The 16893-nt window shown below is 69.5% G+C and carries 15 protein-coding genes; 12 read left to right on the top strand and 3 right to left on the bottom strand.

All coding sequences use genetic code 11. The annotated features are described in order from the left end of the window. Nucleotides 1-326 precede the first annotated feature (326 nt). Nucleotides 327-710: a hypothetical protein gene (locus MKL20_RS18000; protein ID WP_244037816.1), complete on the top strand. Its 384-nt coding sequence runs from the start codon at nt 327-329 to the stop codon at nt 708-710. A 24-nt stretch (nt 711-734) separates the two neighbouring features. Here MKL20_RS18000 and MKL20_RS18005 read toward each other — a convergent pair whose 3' ends face one another. Then, nucleotides 735-1553 carry a metallophosphoesterase family protein gene (locus MKL20_RS18005; RefSeq protein ID WP_244037817.1) on the bottom strand — a complete coding sequence of 273 codons (819 nt, stop codon included), beginning with the start codon at nt 1551-1553 and terminating at the stop codon, nt 735-737. Next, complete coding sequence (locus tag MKL20_RS18010; protein ID WP_244037818.1) at nt 1550-2452, bottom strand: diacylglycerol/lipid kinase family protein; 903 nt, start codon at nt 2450-2452, stop codon at nt 1550-1552. The genes MKL20_RS18005 and MKL20_RS18010 overlap by 4 nt, the downstream gene beginning before the upstream one ends. Nucleotides 2453-2638: 186 nt before the next feature. Between MKL20_RS18010 and pyrH the strand changes: the two genes are divergently transcribed. The 4 genes from pyrH to dxr all read left to right on the top strand — a co-directional run bounded on the left by pyrH (nt 2639) and on the right by dxr (nt 6183). After that, a complete protein-coding gene (pyrH, locus tag MKL20_RS18015; protein ID WP_244037819.1) occupies nt 2639-3361 on the top strand; it encodes a UMP kinase in 723 nt (240 codons plus the stop codon). 169 nt (nt 3362-3530) lie between these two features. Beyond that, entirely contained in the window at nt 3531-4094 is a 564-nt protein-coding gene (gene frr, locus MKL20_RS18020) for a ribosome recycling factor (RefSeq protein ID WP_244037820.1), read from the top strand. A gap of 19 nt (nt 4095-4113) precedes the next feature. Then, nucleotides 4114-4971 carry a phosphatidate cytidylyltransferase gene (locus MKL20_RS18025; RefSeq protein ID WP_244037821.1) on the top strand — a complete coding sequence of 286 codons (858 nt, stop codon included), beginning with the start codon at nt 4114-4116 and terminating at the stop codon, nt 4969-4971. A gap of 33 nt (nt 4972-5004) precedes the next feature. Continuing rightward, the gene (gene dxr, locus MKL20_RS18030; RefSeq protein ID WP_244037822.1) at nt 5005-6183 is read left to right on the top strand and encodes a 1-deoxy-D-xylulose-5-phosphate reductoisomerase; all 1179 of its coding nucleotides are present in this window, start codon (nt 5005-5007) and stop codon (nt 6181-6183) included. A gap of 4 nt (nt 6184-6187) precedes the next feature. On the opposite strand, the gene MKL20_RS18035 is transcribed toward dxr, so the two are convergent. Further along, nucleotides 6188-6826: a TetR/AcrR family transcriptional regulator gene (locus MKL20_RS18035; protein ID WP_244037823.1), complete on the bottom strand. Its 639-nt coding sequence runs from the start codon at nt 6824-6826 to the stop codon at nt 6188-6190. Between the two features lie 139 nt (nt 6827-6965). Between MKL20_RS18035 and MKL20_RS18040 the strand changes: the two genes are divergently transcribed. The 7 genes from MKL20_RS18040 (at nt 6966) to lpxA (ending at nt 16890) form a co-directional block, all read left to right on the top strand. Then, entirely contained in the window at nt 6966-8201 is a 1236-nt protein-coding gene (locus MKL20_RS18040) for an HlyD family secretion protein (protein WP_244037824.1), read from the top strand. A gap of 59 nt (nt 8202-8260) precedes the next feature. Further along, the gene (locus MKL20_RS18045; RefSeq protein WP_279594841.1) at nt 8261-9790 is read left to right on the top strand and encodes a DHA2 family efflux MFS transporter permease subunit; all 1530 of its coding nucleotides are present in this window, start codon (nt 8261-8263) and stop codon (nt 9788-9790) included. Nucleotides 9791-10210: 420 nt separating this feature from the next. Further along, nucleotides 10211-11365 (top strand): M50 family metallopeptidase, encoded by a 1155-nt coding sequence (locus MKL20_RS18050; RefSeq protein WP_243967157.1) that lies wholly within the window; start codon nt 10211-10213, stop codon nt 11363-11365. Between the two features lie 419 nt (nt 11366-11784). Further along, on the top strand, nt 11785-14355 hold the full coding sequence (gene bamA / locus MKL20_RS18055; protein WP_244037826.1) for an outer membrane protein assembly factor BamA: 2571 nt from the start codon (nt 11785-11787) through the stop codon (nt 14353-14355). Nucleotides 14356-14405: 50 nt separating this feature from the next. Beyond that, nucleotides 14406-15476: a UDP-3-O-(3-hydroxymyristoyl)glucosamine N-acyltransferase gene (gene lpxD / locus MKL20_RS18060; RefSeq protein WP_244037827.1), complete on the top strand. Its 1071-nt coding sequence runs from the start codon at nt 14406-14408 to the stop codon at nt 15474-15476. Between the two features lie 122 nt (nt 15477-15598). Continuing rightward, nucleotides 15599-16075 carry a 3-hydroxyacyl-ACP dehydratase FabZ gene (gene fabZ / locus MKL20_RS18065; protein ID WP_244037828.1) on the top strand — a complete coding sequence of 159 codons (477 nt, stop codon included), beginning with the start codon at nt 15599-15601 and terminating at the stop codon, nt 16073-16075. Next, entirely contained in the window at nt 16072-16890 is an 819-nt protein-coding gene (gene lpxA / locus MKL20_RS18070; RefSeq protein WP_244037829.1) for an acyl-ACP--UDP-N-acetylglucosamine O-acyltransferase, read from the top strand. The genes fabZ and lpxA overlap by 4 nt, the downstream gene beginning before the upstream one ends. The last annotated feature ends 3 nt before the right edge of the window (nt 16891-16893 follow it).

Here is a 16893-nt window from a genome sequence, read left to right on the forward strand (position 1 = left end):
ACGATTTCGAGACCCCGTCCGGCGCGAGCCGGGCGGGGTTTTCTTTTGTACCGCGACGACGGCTTGGGCGAGGGGCAGGAGGCTGGATGGGAGCGGCCGGTCGGATGGAGCCCGCCTTATCGAGACGGTTGTGTCGATCACTCCGCTCACGATGCAGCGCGGGGCCCCTCTCCCGTGCGGGCTACGATGTTCACACATCGTTGCTGAATCAGGCGGACGGCCAGACGCACGCGCGTGTCCCTCCCCCGCAGAGGGGGGAGGGAAGGCGCGCGGTAGTTCTGGAGTTGCCATACCCGTCGATCGGACGGTGATCCCAAACGCGAAGTGTGAATCTGGTAGCCCGCACGGGAGAGGGGACGCGTCGTGGCCTGCACAAGCTGACAAGTGAACATCGTAGCCCGCGCGGGTGGGGGGCTTCGCTTCGCGAACTCAGCAGCACCGCCAAAGCAATCGTTTGCGCCGCGACCGAGCCTGTTGAGAAGCCGCAAGCCATTGTCGGAAAACATCATTCCGGCCCGGTCCACGCGAAGTCCCGCATCGCGAAACATAATCCCGCCCGCCTCGTGTTGCAGCGCACACCCGGTTCGGCACCGCCGCGCTACATCACGCTCATGGCAATGAAATCCTTCTCGTACCTGATGATCGGTGTGTTCGCCTCCGGTCTCGTCATGACCCTTCTGGGCTCCGTCGGCCTCTTCGCCGGGAGCTGAACCTAGGCGCCGGCGTGACCTCCGTCATGCCGGCGCTGCTGCATCGACCCAGGCGCCACCGTCCCACAGCCGGACCCGGACGGTGGCGCAGCCCTCCGCGATGGTGATGCGGTTGTAGGCGTTGGGCTCGTTGCCCCGCAGCCGCGTCGAGGTCGCCGAGCCGGCCTGGACCGCCAGAAGACGCCCGGGACGAGACCGGATCGAGCCCCGGTCCAGCGTCTCGGGGATTGATCCTTCCGCTTCCGCATAGCGCGCGTAGTGCCGATGCAGGTGGCCGGCGAGCGTCAGGCCGACACCGCACCGGGCAAACGCCGCCAGGGCCCGGTCGGCGCGCCCGACCAGGCGCGCCTCCTCATCCCAGGGCGGCGGCAGGAACGGGTGGTGGCCGACCACGATCTTGAACAGGTGGGCCGGCATCGCCGAGAGCCGCGCCTCGGCCCGCTCGATCTGGCTGCGGCGGATCACGCCGTGCGACCAGTCCGGCTCCGGCGCCCAGCGCCGCACCGTGTTGAGGCAGACGATCCCGATCTCGGCATCCTGGAAGCACGGCTCGGTCTCGGCCGCGATGGCGCGCCGGTAGCGGGTGAACGGGTGCACGAATCGCTGAACTAGCCGGAACGGCGAGATGTCGTGGTTGCCCGGCACGCCGATCCAGGGGGGCGCCAGGCGGTCGAGGAAGGCCCGGGCCTGCGCGAATTCCGAAGGCCGCGCCGCCATGGTGAAATCCCCCGAGGCGACGATCAGGTCCGGCGCATCCGCGTTCAACTCGTGGACCAGGGCCTCCACCACGGCCGGATCGGTGCGGCCGAAATGCAGGTCGGAGATATGGCTGATCCGTCTCACGTGTGCTGGCTCGACCGAGGCACGATCACCGTCAGCGCCTGCCGGTGGATCCGGTAGCGCAGGGGCGCGGGGATCAGCGCCACCTCGCCGTCGTTCATGACCCGCAGCGCCCGGGTCTCCGACGCGATGGTCAGGTTGGCCACCGGCAGCCGCTCGATGTCCGGCAGGCGCCGCCAGTCGCCCAGGGCGAAGCCGAGGGCGAGGCGCAGGGTCCGCCACGGGGAGAGATGCGCCAGGACGTAGAGCGTCAGCTGCCCGGCATCGACCGGCGCCCGCACCAGCATGCGGCCCGGCCGCTCGACATAATCACCGATCACTACCGCCAGCAGCCGGAACCGCCAGGTCCGCGCCGCGCCGTCGATCGTGCCGGTCACGGTCAGGCGCGGATACCGGCCGAGATGGCGCAGCACCCCCAGGATCCAGCGCAGCAGCGTGCGCAGGCCGAGATGCCGGCGATGCGCCTCCCGGTGCCGCGTCACCCGGGCCGGCAGGCCGAGCACGGAGTTGATCAGGAACGTGCGGCCATTGACCTCACCGACATCGATCTGGCGCCGGGCTCCGGAGGCCAGAGTCGCGACCGCGCCGTCGATATCGAGCGGCACGCCGAGATCCCGCGCCAGGAAGTTCATGGTGCCCAGCGGCAGGATGCCGAGGGGCGTGGCCTTGCCGATGAGCGCTGCGGCCGCGCAGGCGATGGTGCCGTCGCCGCCCGCCACCACCAGGGCGTCGATATCGGGCTCCGACGCGGCGGCGGCGATCCGCACCGGCAGGGGCGCCCCCCGGTCGGCCTCGCCCAGGGGCTCGATCCCGGCCGCGACCAGCTTCTCCCGGATCGCCTCCGGCGTCGTGCCCGACGCCACCGCCCCGGAGGCGCCGTTGATGACCAGAGCGATGCGCATGGATTCGGGCATCCATCCCGATGACGAGCCTAGCTCCTCTGCCAAAGCTGCACGTCGATCGCATGTCGGTGGCGAATCGTCCCCGCGATCCCCGCCCGGATCGGCGCCCGCCCCTCGACGTCGCTCCCGCGGCTGACGTAGAAGCCTCGCGGGTTCGGGTGATGCGGTATGGAGCCGGAGATCAAGATGCCGGAAGCGACGCCGTTTCGCCGTATCCTCCTCAAGCTGTCGGGCGAGGCTCTGGCCGCCCCGGACGGCTACTGGCTCCATCCGCCGACCCTGGCGGCGCTCGCCGAGGACATCGCCCGCACCATCGAGTCCGGGGCCGAGATCGCCATCGTGGTCGGCGGCGGCAACATGATCCGCGGCGCCCGCATCTCGGCGGCCGGCTGGATCGACCGCGCCACCGGTGATTCCCTGGGCATGATGGCCACCGTGATGAACTCGCTGGCGATCGAGACCGCGCTCAACGCCGCGGGCGTCCCGGCCAGGACCATGTCGGCGGTGTCGATGCCGACGATCTGCGAGACCTATGCCCGCCAGCCGGCCCTGCACCATCTCGACAAGGGCCAGGTGGTGGTTCTGGCCGGCGGCACCGGCAACCCGTTCTTCACCACCGACACCGCCGCGGTGCTGCGCGCCGCCGAGCTGCGCTGCGACGCCGTGCTCAAGGCCACGCAGGTGGACGGCGTCTATTCGGCCGATCCCAAGACGAATCCGAGCGCCACCCGCTACGACCGGCTGACCCATGACGAGGCGATCGCCCGCGACCTCAAGGTGATGGACACCGCCGCCTTCGCGCTCGCCCGCGAGAGCCGACTGTCGATCGTCGTCGGCTCCCTGCATCAGCCGAGCTCGATCGCCAAGATCCTGTCCGGCGAGGCGCCCTCGACCCTCGTGGCGCCGTAACCGCACGCTGCGCGCGCCTCTCGATTCGCATCGTCTTCTTCCGAAAGCCGGCGGCCACCTTTCGGGACGATGCTCCAGAGGTTTGCGGCACCGGCAAAATTCGGCCATTGAGGCCGCGACTGCCCCTGCCGGGCGAGAAGACAACGTCAGACGTGTCGGGACGACCACCATGGCCACACCGGAATTCGACCTCAACGACATCAAGCGCCGCATGCAGGGCGCGGTCGCGTCGCTCTCCAAGGATCTCGGATCCCTGCGGACCGGGCGGGCCACCCCCTCGCTGGTCGATCCGATCCAGGTCGATGCCTACGGCTCGTCGATGCCGATGGCGCAGGTCGCCACCGTGAGCGTGCCCGAGCCCCGGCTCCTGTCGATCTCGGTCTGGGACCGCAGCATGGTCACCGCCGTCGAGAAGGCGATCCGCGAATCCGATCTCGGCCTCAACCCGCAGACCGAGGGCCAGACCATCCGGCTGCGCATCCCCGAGATGAACGAGCAGCGCCGCAAGGAGATGGTCAAGGTCGCCCACAAGTACACCGAGGAGGCGCGCGTGGCCGTGCGCCACGTCCGCCGGGACGGGCTCGACCACCTCAAGAAGCTCCTCAAGGACAGCGCCATCTCGGAGGACGACGAGAAGCGCCAGGCCGCCGACGTGCAGAAGGCGACCGACCAGTTCATCGCCGAGATCGACGGCGTGCTGGCCTCGAAGGAGAAGGAGATCATGCACGTCTGAGGCACCGGCTGAGACGCGCGTGACCTCCGCTGCCACACCGGCCGCGCGCCCCTCCGGGCGGCGCGAGCTCTGGCTGCGCGTCGCCTCGGGCGTCGTGCTCGCCCCCGCGATCCTCGCGGCCCTGGTCACTGGCGGTTGGCCCTTCGCCGGGATCTGGCTCGCCGCCGGGATCATCGGCTTCGCCGAATGGATGGTGATGAGCCGGACCGAGCCGCGCGAGGTGCTGATCGCGCTGGGCGCGGCGACGCTTGGCGCTCTGCTGCTCTGCCAGCGTGGGGGCGCCCCGGCGCTCGCCTGCCTCGCCGTGCTGCTCCTCGGGGCCGCGGCCTGCGCCACGGTGGCGCGCACCGGCTCCGGCCGGGTGCGGGCATTCGCCGGCGTGCTCGGGGCGGCGGCCATCGCCTCGGTGCCGGTGGCCCTGCGCGACGATCCCGGGATCGGCCTGGTCGGCCCGGCCTGGATGTTCGCCGTGGTCTGGTCCACCGACATCGCTGCCTACTTCGCCGGCCGCAAGATCGGCGGCCCGAAGCTGATGCCCCGGGTCTCGCCCAACAAGACCTGGTCGGGGGCCATCGGCGGCCTGATCGGGGCGGTCGCGGCGGGCTCGCTGGTGGCGGTGGCCGCCGACCTCGCCGGGATGGATCTGCCGAGCGCCGCCTCCCTGCCGGTGGTGGCAGGCGTCAGCGCCCTGGCCTCCGTGCTGAGCCAGGCCGGCGACCTCGTCGAATCCGGCCTGAAGCGCCGCTACGGGGTGAAGGATTCGGGCAAGATCATCCCCGGCCATGGCGGCGTCATGGATCGGCTCGATGGATTTTTCGCGGTGGCCGTGTTGGCCGGGCTCTATCTCGCCCTGCGCGGAAGCGGTCTGATCCCATGACTCTGACCCCATGACGATGAGGGAGTTTCACCCGTGACCCAGATCGTCACCGTCTTCGGCGCCACCGGCTCGATCGGCCGCTCCACCGCCGACCTGCTGGCCCAGCACCCGGACCGCTTCCGCACCGGCGCCGTGGTCGGCGGGCGCGATGCGGTCGCGTTGGCCAAGGTCGCCCGTGAGCTCGGCGCCACCTTCGCGGCGCTCGCCGACGAGACCGCCGGCCCGGCCCTCGCCGAGGCGCTCTCGGGCAGCGGTATCGCCAACGGGGCCGGGGAGGGCGCCGTCATGGAGGCGGTGGCCCGCGACGCCGACATCGTGGTCGCCGCGGTGAGCGGCGCGGCCGGGCTGAAATCCACCCACGCTGCGCTCCGGCTCGGCCGCAGGGTGGCGCTCGCCAACAAGGAGAGCCTGGTTTGCGCCGGCGACGCCTTCATGCGCGACGCCGCCCGCTACGGTGCCACGATCCTGCCAATGGATTCCGAGCACGACGCGCTCAGCCAGGCGCTCGCCGGCCGGCCGCTCGCCGATGTCCGCACCCTGATGATCACGGCCTCGGGCGGCCCGTTCCGGACCTGGACCCGCGAGCGGATCGCCGCCGCCTCCGCGGCCGAGGCCGCAGCCCATCCGACCTGGTCGATGGGCATGAAGATCAACATCGATTCGGCCAGCCTGATGAACAAGGGGCTTGAGCTGATCGAGGCGCACCACCTGTTCGGCATCGAGCCCGAGCGCCTGGACGTGGTCGTGCACCCGCAATCGGTGATCCACGGTCTGGTCTACTGGCTCGACGGCGCCGTGACCGCGGAGCTGGCGCTTCCCGACATGCGCGTGCCGATCTCGCATTGCCTCGGCCTCGGCGACCGCCTGACCATCGCCCGGGGCCGGCCGCTGGACCTGGTGAAGCTCGGTGCGCTGACCTTCGAGGCGGCGGACGAGGAACGCTTCCCGTGCCTGCGGATCGGCCGGGCGGCCCTCGCCGCCGGCGGCGCGGCGCCCACCGTGATGAACGCGGCCAACGAGGTGGCGGTGGCCGCCTTCATCGCCGGCCGCATCGGCTTCTACGGGATCAGCGACCTGGTCGAGCGCGCATGCGAGCACTTCGCCGGACAGTACCGGACCGCCCCGGCTGACGTCGACGAGGCGCTGGCCATCGACGCCCATGTCCGGGTCTGGAGCGCCGAGGCCCTGCCGGAGCTGCGCGCGGCCGGCTGAGGATTCAGCTCTCCGGTCCGTACCCGGCCAAGAACACCCGCACCGCGTTGCCGACCAGATAGCGTATCTCGGCGTCGCTCGCGCCGTCGCCTGCCGCGAACAGCAGGCGCGTCATCTGGCCCGCCTGGCAGAGATGCAGGAAGTGCCGGGCCGCCAGTTCGATGTCGGCGATCCGCAGGCGTCCGCCCTGCACCTGGGCGTCGAGATAGGCCGACAGCCGCGCTACGCCGCTGGCCGGACCGGCCTCGTAGAAGGCCTGCCCGAAGCGCGGAAACTTTTCGCAGGCGCCGATCACCATGCGGACCACCGCGACGTGCTCCGGCCGGCCCATCTCGGTCAGGAAGCGCGTGCCGAGCTGCGTCAGCACCGCCGGCACGTCGAGATCCTCCGCGTCGAGGGTGAACAGGGCCTCGGCCAGCCCGCGCTTCTCCTGAATGATCAGCGCCTCGAACAGATCTTCCTTGCTGTCGAAATAGACGTAGAGCGTGCCCTTGGAGACGCCCGCCGCCCGGGCGATCTCGCCCATGCTGGCCCCGTCGAACCCCGCGGACAGGAACACGGTCCGCGCGCCGTCGAGGATCTGCCGCCGCTTGTCGCCCTCGATCGGCGACGGCTCCCGCTCCAGCACCGCGCCTTGATCCATCACCCGACTCCGCGTCCGAGACGCCGCTTTGCTTGACCGAACCGTTCGGTCAATCTAATCTGAGACCTCTCCCGACGCGCGTCAAGGCGCGTCCCAGCCGTTGACCGAACGGTTCGGTCATTAGGTCAGAGGCGCTGTGATGTCCCTTCGCGAGGATGACGACCGGTCCGCTTCCGGCATCGAACGCAGGGATGAGGAGCGGGCCGAGGGTCCGGCTCCGGCCCCGGTCCAACCGAGTGGCGCCGAGATACCTCCCGCTGCGGTGCCGGAAGCCGGCCCGGCCCGAAAACGCCCGCTCAGGCGGATGCTGCTGCTCGGCTTCCTGGCGACGGCTCTCGGCGGCTGCGTCTATGAGGGCTGGCACTGGTGGAGCGTCGGGCGGTTCTTCGTCTCGACCGACGACGCCTACGTGCAGGCCGACATCTCGATCCTGGCCGCCAAGGTCTCCGGCTACCTGGAATCCGTGCCGGTGGTGAACGGCATCTCGGTCAAGAAGGGCGACGTGATCGCCAAGCTCGACGACGGCGATTACCGCCTCGCGCTCCAGGCCGCGCAGGACAAGCTCGCCACGCAGGAGAGCACGATCGTGCGGATCGCCCGGCAGGTCGAGGCCGCGCAGGCGCAGGTCGCCCAGGCCGCCGCGCAGATCGACGCCGCCCGCGCCGATGCCGTGCGCGCGCAGGCGGATTTCGCCCGGGCGACCCAGATGCAGGCGGATTATGTCGCCAAATCGCGGATCGACCAGGCCCGCGCCGACCGGGACCGCACCGAGGCCTCGGTGAAGGGCATGGAGGCCGGACTCCTGGCGGCCCGCGCCAATGTCGACGTACTCCAGGCCCAGAAGCGCGAGGCCGAGCGCCTCTCGGCCGAGCTGCGCACCGCCGTCGACCGCGCCCGGCGCGACCTCGATTTCACGGTGATCCGCGCGCCCTTCGATGGCGTGATCGGCAACAAGGCGGTCGAGGCCGGGGCCTACGTGGCGCCGGGCACCCGGGTCGCCGCCCTGGTGCCGCTCCAGAGTGTGCGCATCGATGCGAACTTCAAGGAGACGCAGGTCCAGCGCATGCGCCCGGGCCAGCCGGTGCTCGTGACCGTGGACGCCTATCCCGATCGCGAGATCGAGGGCGTCGTCGAATCGTTCTCGCCGGCCTCGGGCTCGGTGTTCAGCCTGCTGCCGCCGGACAACGCCACCGGCAACTTCACCAAGATCGTGCAGCGCCTGCCGGTGCGGGTGCGGGTGCCCGAGGCCGTCGCCCGCGAGGGCCTGCTGCGGCCCGGCCTCTCGGTGGAAGTGCGGGTGGATACCCGGGCGGGCACTGATCGTTCGGTCCTCGACCACGCCGAGGACGGGCGCTTCAACGCCGCGAGCCGCTGAGCCCGCCCGTGGCCGCCACCGCCGCCATCTCGGCCGGAGCCCCGGCCGCCGAGCCGCCGATGGACCGCCGCCGCATGGTGGCGTTCTTCTGCATGGTGTTCGGGATGTTCATGGCGATCCTGGATATCCAGATCGTCTCGGCCTCCCTCAACGAGATCCAGGCCGGCCTCTCGGCCTCCGGGGACGAGATCCCCTGGGTCCAGACCAGCTACCTGATCGCCGAGGTCATCTCGATCCCGCTGTCGGGCACCCTTTCGCGGGTGCTCTCGACCCGCTGGATGTTCGCGATCTCGGCGGGCGGCTTCACGCTGATGAGCGTGATGTGCGCGACCTCCTCGTCGATCTCCGAGATGATCGTCTGGCGGGCCGCGCAGGGTTTTATCGGCGGCGGCATGATCCCGACGGTGTTCGCCGCGGCGTTCACGATCTTCCCGCCATCGAAGCGCACCATCGTGTCGCCGGTGATCGGCCTCGTGGCGACGCTCGCGCCGACCATCGGCCCGACGATCGGCGGCTACCTCACCGACCTGATGTCGTGGCACTGGCTGTTCCTGATCAACGTCGTGCCTGGCATCGCGGTGACGATCTCGACTTGGATCCTGATCGACTTCGACAAGCCCAATTACGACCTGCTGAAGTCGTTCGACTGGGCCGGCCTAGCCTTCATGGCAGGGTTCCTAGGCTGCCTCGAATACGTCCTCGAGGAGGGGCCGAACCACGACTGGCTGCAGGACGAAGCGGTCTTCACCTGCGCGATCATCGGCGGGGTCTCGGGGCTGCTGTTCTTCTGGCGCGTCTTCACGGCGAAGCAGCCGATCGTCGACCTGCGGGCCTTCTCCGACCGCAACTTCGCCAGCGGCTGCGTCGCGAGCTTCGTGCTCGGCATCGGGCTTTACGGCCTGACCTACATCTACCCGGTCTATCTCGCCCGGGTGCGCGGCTACTCGGCGCTGATGATCGGCGAGACCATGTTCGTCTCAGGGTTGTGCATGTTCGCCACCGCCCCGATCGCCGGCCGGCTCTCCGGCAAGGTCGATCCCCGGATCATGATGGGCGTGGGCTTCGTCGGCTTCGCCTGCGGCACCTGGATCGTCACCGGGCTCACCAAGGATTGGGATTTCTGGGAGCTGCTCTGGCCTCAGATCTTGCGCGGCTGCTCGCTGATGCTTTGCATGATCCCGATCAACAACATCGCCCTCGGCACCCTGTCGCCGGCCCGGATGAAGAACGCCTCCGGCCTCTACAACCTCACCCGCAACCTCGGCGGCGCCGTCGGCCTGGCGCTGATCAACACCGTGCTCAACGCCCGCTGGGACCTGCACCTCGCCCGGCTGCACGAGCGCTTCACCTGGGCCAACAGCACCGCGCTCGAACGCCTTGACACGATGCAGCGCGGCTTCGACTCCTACGGCAGCGCCGCTTCCGGCATGGCGCTCAAGGCTATGACCAACACGGTGCGGATCCAGGGGCTGGTCATGGCCTTCGAGGACGTGTTCTTGGCGCTCACCGTGCTGTTCCTGGCGATGGCCTGCGCCGTGCCGCTGATCCGCCGCCCCCGCGCGGCCGCCGGTGGGGGCGGGGGGCACTGACGGTTTCCAGGGTGGTGATGGGCTTCGCAGAGTGAGGATAGCGGGGATCGTTTTTTTAGGGAGCGACAGCCTAAGCTTTAGCTGTGGCGTGCGAGCGGGGAACCCCTCGCCCCGCTTGCGGGGAGAGGGCTCCGGCGACCTTGTCGTCGCCGGAGCAAGGCGGCAGCCGAGGGTGAGGGGGTGGTTCGGGATGAGCCACTTCCTGACCCGCCCCCCTCACCGCCGCTCCGGCTTCGCCTGCGCTTCCCGCACGGACGACGAGGTCCGTGCGGGCCTCTCCCCGCGCGCAGGGAGAGGGGACCCACGCGAACACCCGCGCCAGCCGCGGCGGATTGCGTTGGCGGTAAGCCGCATCGATCTGCTAAACCGGCCCGATGGCCGGCCTGAGAAGCCGGCGCAGAGACGGCCAGGGATCGGCTCATGGACTTCCTCAACGCGATGGGCGGGACCGCCGGCGGCTTCTTCGGGGCCGTGATCCCGTTCCTGTTCGTGCTCACGGTCGTGGTCTTCGTCCACGAGATGGGCCACTTCCTGGTCGGGCGCTGGTGCGGGGTCGGCGTGCACGCCTTCTCCCTCGGCTTCGGCCCGGAGCTGTTCGGCTTCAACGACCGCCGCGGCACCCGCTGGAAGCTCTGCGCCATCCCGCTCGGCGGCTACGTCAAGTTCCACGGCGACGTGAACGGCGCGAGCGTCCCGGATCCTGAGGCGATCGCCCGGATGTCCCCGCAGGAGCGGGCGATCAGCTTCCCGACCCAGCCCGTGGCCAAGCGCGCCGCGATCGTCGCTGCCGGGCCGGTGGCGAACTTCCTGCTGGCGATCCTGCTGTTCGCCGGCGCGATCTGGCTCGCCGGCCGCTACGAGCTGCCGGCCCGGGTCTCCTCGGTGGAGCCCGGCAGCGTCGCCGCCCAGGCCGGCTTCCAGCCGGGCGACGTGATCACCGCCATCGACGGCGAGAAGATCGGCGACTTCAACGCCATGTACCGCACCGTGACCGGCAGCGCCGGCACGCCCCTGACCTTCACGGTGGAGCGGGCTGAGCAGCCGATTACCATTCAGGCGACCCCGGCCACCTACGAGGAGAAGACGCCCTTCGGCCGCCACCGGATCGGCCGGCTCGGCATCCGCTCGCCTGCGGGCTCGGAGGCGCGGCTCGTTCGGTACGGCGCTTTCGACTCCCTCGATCTCGGCGTGCGCGAAACCTATTTCGTGGTCGAGCGGACCTTCTCCTACCTGAGCAAGCTCGCTACGGGGCGCGAATCCGCCGACCAGCTCTCGGGTCCGATCGGCATCGCCCGGGTCTCGGGCGAGGTCGCCAAGAACGGCGGGGTTGGCGGGCTGGTCGGCCTGATCGCGCTGCTCTCGGTCTCGATCGGTCTCTTGAACCTGTTCCCGGTGCCGCTGCTCGATGGCGGGCACCTGCTGTTCTACGCCTTCGAGGTCGTCCGCGGCCGCCCGCTCAGCGAGCGCGCCCAGGAGATCGGCTTCCGCATCGGCCTCGCCCTGGTGCTGATGCTGATGCTGTTCGCCGCCTGGAACGACATCCTCAACCTCGGCGCGTCCTGGCGGAACACCTGATCCCCGGATCCCGCGCGGGTACCGGTTCCGGTCTCCACCGGAATCGGTGCCCCAATCCCGCCGCGATACCGCCAGGAGAGCGCCCAGAAGGCGCCGCGCCGGCGACCCGGCGGAGGCTTAAAACAGGGTTAACGTTCGTATCGACGTTTGCGAAAACAGTCGTGCTCGCAAAGATTTACAAGCCATTCACCACGATTGGCGCTTTGCCGACTCGGTGCCCGTGCCGTTAAGTGGCGCGAAGGCCACGACCCCCCAAAATCCCCTGACGATGGCCTCCCGCGCGTTTGCTTGGCAGGGGAATCCCGCTAAGAGCTACGCTTGGACCTGAAGCCACGCTTGGACCAGGGTGACAGGACGACCGGTCAACGGCCGCCTGTGACGGGCTAACCCCCGCGACCAGAACAGAAACGGGCGATTGCATGATGTCGTTGACGGGGAAGCCCCGACGTAAGTCGGTGCGGAAGACCATCGTCCTAGTCGCTGCCGGTGCGGGCCTGGTCCTGAGCGGTGCCGCCCAGGCGCAGCAGATCGTCGTCCAGGGCAACCAGCGCGTCGATGCCGACACCATCCGCTCCTACGTGACGGGAACCGCCTCCGGCTCCTCCGAGGAGGCCCGGCGCAACCTGCTCGCCAGCGGCATGTTCTCGGACGTGAAGGTCGCCCAGTCCGGCGGCCGCACGGTGGTCACCGTCCGCGAGAACAACCTGATCAACCGGGTCGTCTTCGAGGGCAACAAGAAGATCGAAAAGGCCACGCTCGAGGGCGTGGTCGAGGCGAAGGCCCGCGGCCCCTACAGCGAGGCCATCGTCAACGCCGACCTCGCCCGCATCCGCGACGTCTACAAGCGCTTCGGCCGCGGCACCGCCAAGGTCACCTACCGGACCGTCGACCTGCCGAACGGCCGGGTCGACGTGATCTACCAGGTCGACGAGGGCGACAAGACCGGCATCATCTCGATCAACTTCGTCGGCAACAACGCCTATTCGGAGCGGACCCTGAAGGGGCTGATGAGCTCCTCCGAGATGAACTTCCTGTCGTTCATCAAGACCTCCGACGTTTACGATCCCGACCGCATCACCACCGACCTGGACCAGGTGCGCCGCTACTACCTGAAGAACGGCTACGCTGACTTCCAGGTGGTCAGCGCCGACGCCCGCTACGTCGAGGGCGACAGCTCGGGCTACGTCATCACCGTCACGGTGAACGAGGGCGAGCAGTACAAGGTCGGCGCGGTGGCGGTGGATTCCCGCCTGCCCGGCATCGACACCGCCAAGCTCGACGGCAACATCACTGCCGCGGTGGGCGACGTCTACAACGCCGACGACGTGGAGCGGACGCTCAACAACGTCACCCGCGAGGTCAACCGCGCCGGCTACCCGTTCGCGCAGGTCCGCCCGACCGGCCAGCGTGATCCGGCGACCCACCAGGTCTCCCTGGGCTTCGTGGTCGAGGACGGCCCGCACGTCTACGTCGAGCGCATCAACATCCGCGGCAACACCCGCACCCGCGACTACGTCATCCGCCGCGAGCTCGATATCGCGGAAGGCGACGCCTACAACCGCGTGCTGACCGACCGGGCCGAGCGGCGCCTGAACGGCCTCGGCTTCTTCAAGAAGGTCCGGTTCTCCAACGAGCCCGGTTCAGCGGCCGACCGCGTGGTCATCAACATCGATGTCGAGGATCAGCCCACGGGTTCGTTCTCGGTGGCGGGCGGCTACTCCACCCAGGACGGCATCATCGGCGAGGTCTCGGTCTCCGAGTCGAACTTCCTCGGCCGCGGCCAGTATGTCCGCCTCGCCGGCACCGGCGGCCAGTACTCGCGCGGCGTCGACTTCTCGTTCACCGAGCCGTACTTCCTCGGCTACCGGCTCGCCGCCGGCTTCGACGCCTTCTACAAGTACTCCGACCTGACCCGGTACTCGCGCTACGAGACCACGGTGTATGGCGGCCAGCTGCGCCTCGGCCTGCCGATCACCGAGGAGTTCGGCATCACCCTGCGCTACTCGCTGTACAACACCGAGCTGAAGGTCCCGAACACCCTCAAGCGGCCGTACAACGACTGCTCGACGCCGATCCCGGGCTACACAGCCCGTTACCAGCCCGGAACGATCGATCCGAACAGCGGCCGCGACATCGGTGGCCAGGCGCTCTACCCGAACTGCGCGTATGACGGCGAAGCTTCGATCGCCATCAAGGGCTCGCAGGGCAACACGCTGACCTCGCTGGCCGGCCTGACGCTCGCCTACTCGACCCTCGACGTGGTCGGGGCGCCGCGCAACGGCCTCTACGCCGAGCTGAAGCCCGACGTGGCCGGCCTGGGCGGCGACTCGAAGTTCTTCCGCGTCACCGCGGATGCGCGCTACTACAAGGAGCTGTTCGAGGACGTGATCGGCTTCGTCCGGTTCCAGGGCGGCCACATCAACGCCATCGACGGCAAGCCGCTGCGCGTCACCGACGAGTTCTTCCTCGGCCCGTCGCTGGTCCGCGGCTTCGCGCCCAACGGCATCGGCCCCCGCGACGTCGGCATCGCCGACGCCCGCTCCAACGCCATCGGCGGCTCCACCTATATCGGCGGCACCCTCGAAGTGCAGTTCCCGCTGCCCCTCATCCCACGGGATCTGGGCCTGAAGGGCGCGGTCTTCGCCGATGCCGGTACGCTGTTTGGCTATAACGGCCGGCGGTCGTTCAACGTGAACGGCGACGGCTTCATCAACGGCATCTCGCCGCAGACCGGGAAGTGCAACTTCTCCGCGTTCAACATCGGCGTCGAGCCGGAATGCGTGAACGTCCGCGACACGGCCGCGATCCGCTCCTCGATCGGCGCGTCCATCCTGTGGAACTCGCCGCTCGGCCCGATCCGCTTCGACTACGCCTACGCCCTGACCAAGGACGAGGGCCAGTCGGTCTACGTGCCGCTGCTCGGCAAGGTCGGCCATATCGGCAAGGATCAGACCCAGGCGTTCCGCTTCTCGGGCGGCTCGCGGTTCTGATAAAATCCAGGCGCGCCGGCCGGATTTCTCCGGCCGGCGCGTTGTCACGCATGTCAGATCTCGATTTTTTCGCTGCGACCGGCTCCCTTACCCTGGCCGACGTCGCCGCCGCCGCTGGCGTAGCCCTGCCCGAGGGCGCGGACCCGGAATACCGGCTCACCGGCGCCGCGCCCCTCGAGAGTGCCGGGCCGCACCACCTCGCCTACATGGATAATGCCCGTTACGGCGAGGCGCTGACCCTGACCCGGGCCGGGGCCTGCCTGGTGAGCCCGCGCTTCGCGGCGCGCTGCCCGGCCGGCACCGTCGCGCTGGTGACCCGCGACCCGTACCGGGCCTACGCCGCCCTGCTCGGGCGCCTGCACCCGGATGCCATGCGGCCGGGCTCGCAGTTCGGCGGCCGCAGCATCGCCCCCGGCGCCCATATCCACCCGGATGCGCGGCTGGAGGAGGGGGTCACGGTCGATCCCGGCGCGGTGATCGGCCCCGGCGTCGAGATCGGGTCCGGCAGCGTCATCGGCCCGAACGCGGTGATCGGCCCGGGCGTCCGGATCGGGCGCGACTGCTCCATCGGCGCCGGCACGACCTTGAGCCACGCGCTCGTCGGCAACCGGGTGATCCTGCATCCGGGTGCCCGCCTCGGCCAGGACGGCTTCGGCTTCGCTATGGGCGCGACCCATCTCAAGGTGCCGCAGATCGGCCGGGTGATCGTCCAGGACGATGTCGAGATCGGCGCCAACACGACGATCGACCGGGGTGCCTCGCGCGATACGGTGATCGGCGAGGGCACCAAGATCGATAACCTCGTTCAGATCGCCCACAATGTCGTCATCGGCCGCCATTGCGTGATCGTCTCCGGGGTCGGCATCTCGGGCTCGACCACGCTGGAAGACTACGTGGTGCTCGGCGGCCAGGTCGGCGTGGTCGGCCACCTGCGCATCGGCCGCGGCGCGCAGATCGCCGGCTCGTCCAACGTCAACCGCGACGTCCCGCCGGGCAGCCGCTGGGGCGGCACGCCGGCCAAGCCGGTGCGGGCGTGGTTCCGCGAGCTGACGACGCTGGCGCGGCTGGCCGAGCGCTCAGGCAAGGATCCGGAGAAGGATCCGGCTCCCGACGCCGGGTGATATCGGCCGGCCATCCCGGAAACCCTTGCATCTCCGCCGATTTCTTCCGAAGAGGGCGTCCGCCCGTCATGGGGGGCGGATATCGGTCCGCCCGATGGCGGTGACTCGAGGTACGGGATTCGATGAGCGAGGCGGCACGCGAAACCAACGAGGAACTGGGCACAGCCGACATCCAGACGCTGCTGGAACTGCTGCCGCACCGCTACCCGTTCCTGATGATCGACCGCATCGTCGAGATCGATCGCGATGAATCCTGCGTCGGCATCAAGAACGTCACCGCCAACGAGCCGCAATTCATGGGGCATTTCCCCGGGATGCCGGTCTTCCCCGGGGTGCTGCTGATCGAGGGCATGGCCCAGACCGCCGGCGCGATCTGCTGCCGTCACATCCGGACGGACGAGCTGCGCACCAAGCAGGTGTTCTTCATGACCATCGACAAGTGCAAGTTCCGCAAGCCGGTCACCCCCGGCGACCAGGTGCGCTTCCACATGAAGAAGATGAACCACCGCCGGACCATGTGGTGGTTCCGCGGCGAGGCCCGGGTCGACGGCGTGCTGGTGGCGGAGGCCGAGATCGGCGCCATGCTGGTGACGGAGTGAGCGACGCCCTGATCCACCCGAGCGCCGTGATCGAATCCGGCGCCGCGATCGGCGAGGGCGTGCGGATCGGCCCGTTCTGCCATGTCGGGCCTGAGGTCGTGCTGGGCGAGGGCTGCGAGCTCCTCAGCCACGTGGTCCTGGCTGGCCGCACCACGATCGGCCCCCGCACCCGGATCTTCCCCTTCGCCTCCATCGGCCACCAGCCGCAGGATCTGAAATACCGGGGCGAGGCCTCGACGCTGACGATCGGGTCCGATTGCCTGATCCGCGAGGGCGTGACCATGAACCCCGGCACCAGCGGGGGCGGCCTCGAGACGACGGTCGGCGATCACTGCACCTTCCTGGCGAACTCCCATGTCGGCCACGATTGTCGGGTCGGCGACCACGTCATCTTCTCCAACAACGTGATGCTGGCCGGCCATTGCAGCGTCGGCGATTACGCGATCCTGGGCGGCGGCGCCGCGGTGATCCAGTTCGCCCGGGTCGGGGCGCACGCCTTCGTCGGCGGCCTGTCGGGGCTGGAGAACGACTGCATCCCCTACGGCATGGTGCTCGGCAACCGTGCGTATCTTTCGGGGCTCAACATCATCGGCCTGCAGCGCCGGGGCTTTGCCCGAGAGGACATCCACGCCCTCCGGCGGGCCTACCGCCTGCTGTTCGCCCCCGAGGGCACGCTGATGGAGCGGGTCGAGGACGTGGCCGCGACCTTCGAGTCCCACACCGCCGTGGCCGAGATCCTCGCCTTCATCCGCGCCGGCGGCAAGCGCTCGATCTGCACGCCGCGCGAGCTTCCGGTCCCGATCGGGGCGGCCTGAGCC

The organism is Methylobacterium sp. E-066 (assembly GCF_022829635.1).
GTDB lineage: Bacteria > Pseudomonadota > Alphaproteobacteria > Rhizobiales > Beijerinckiaceae > Methylobacterium.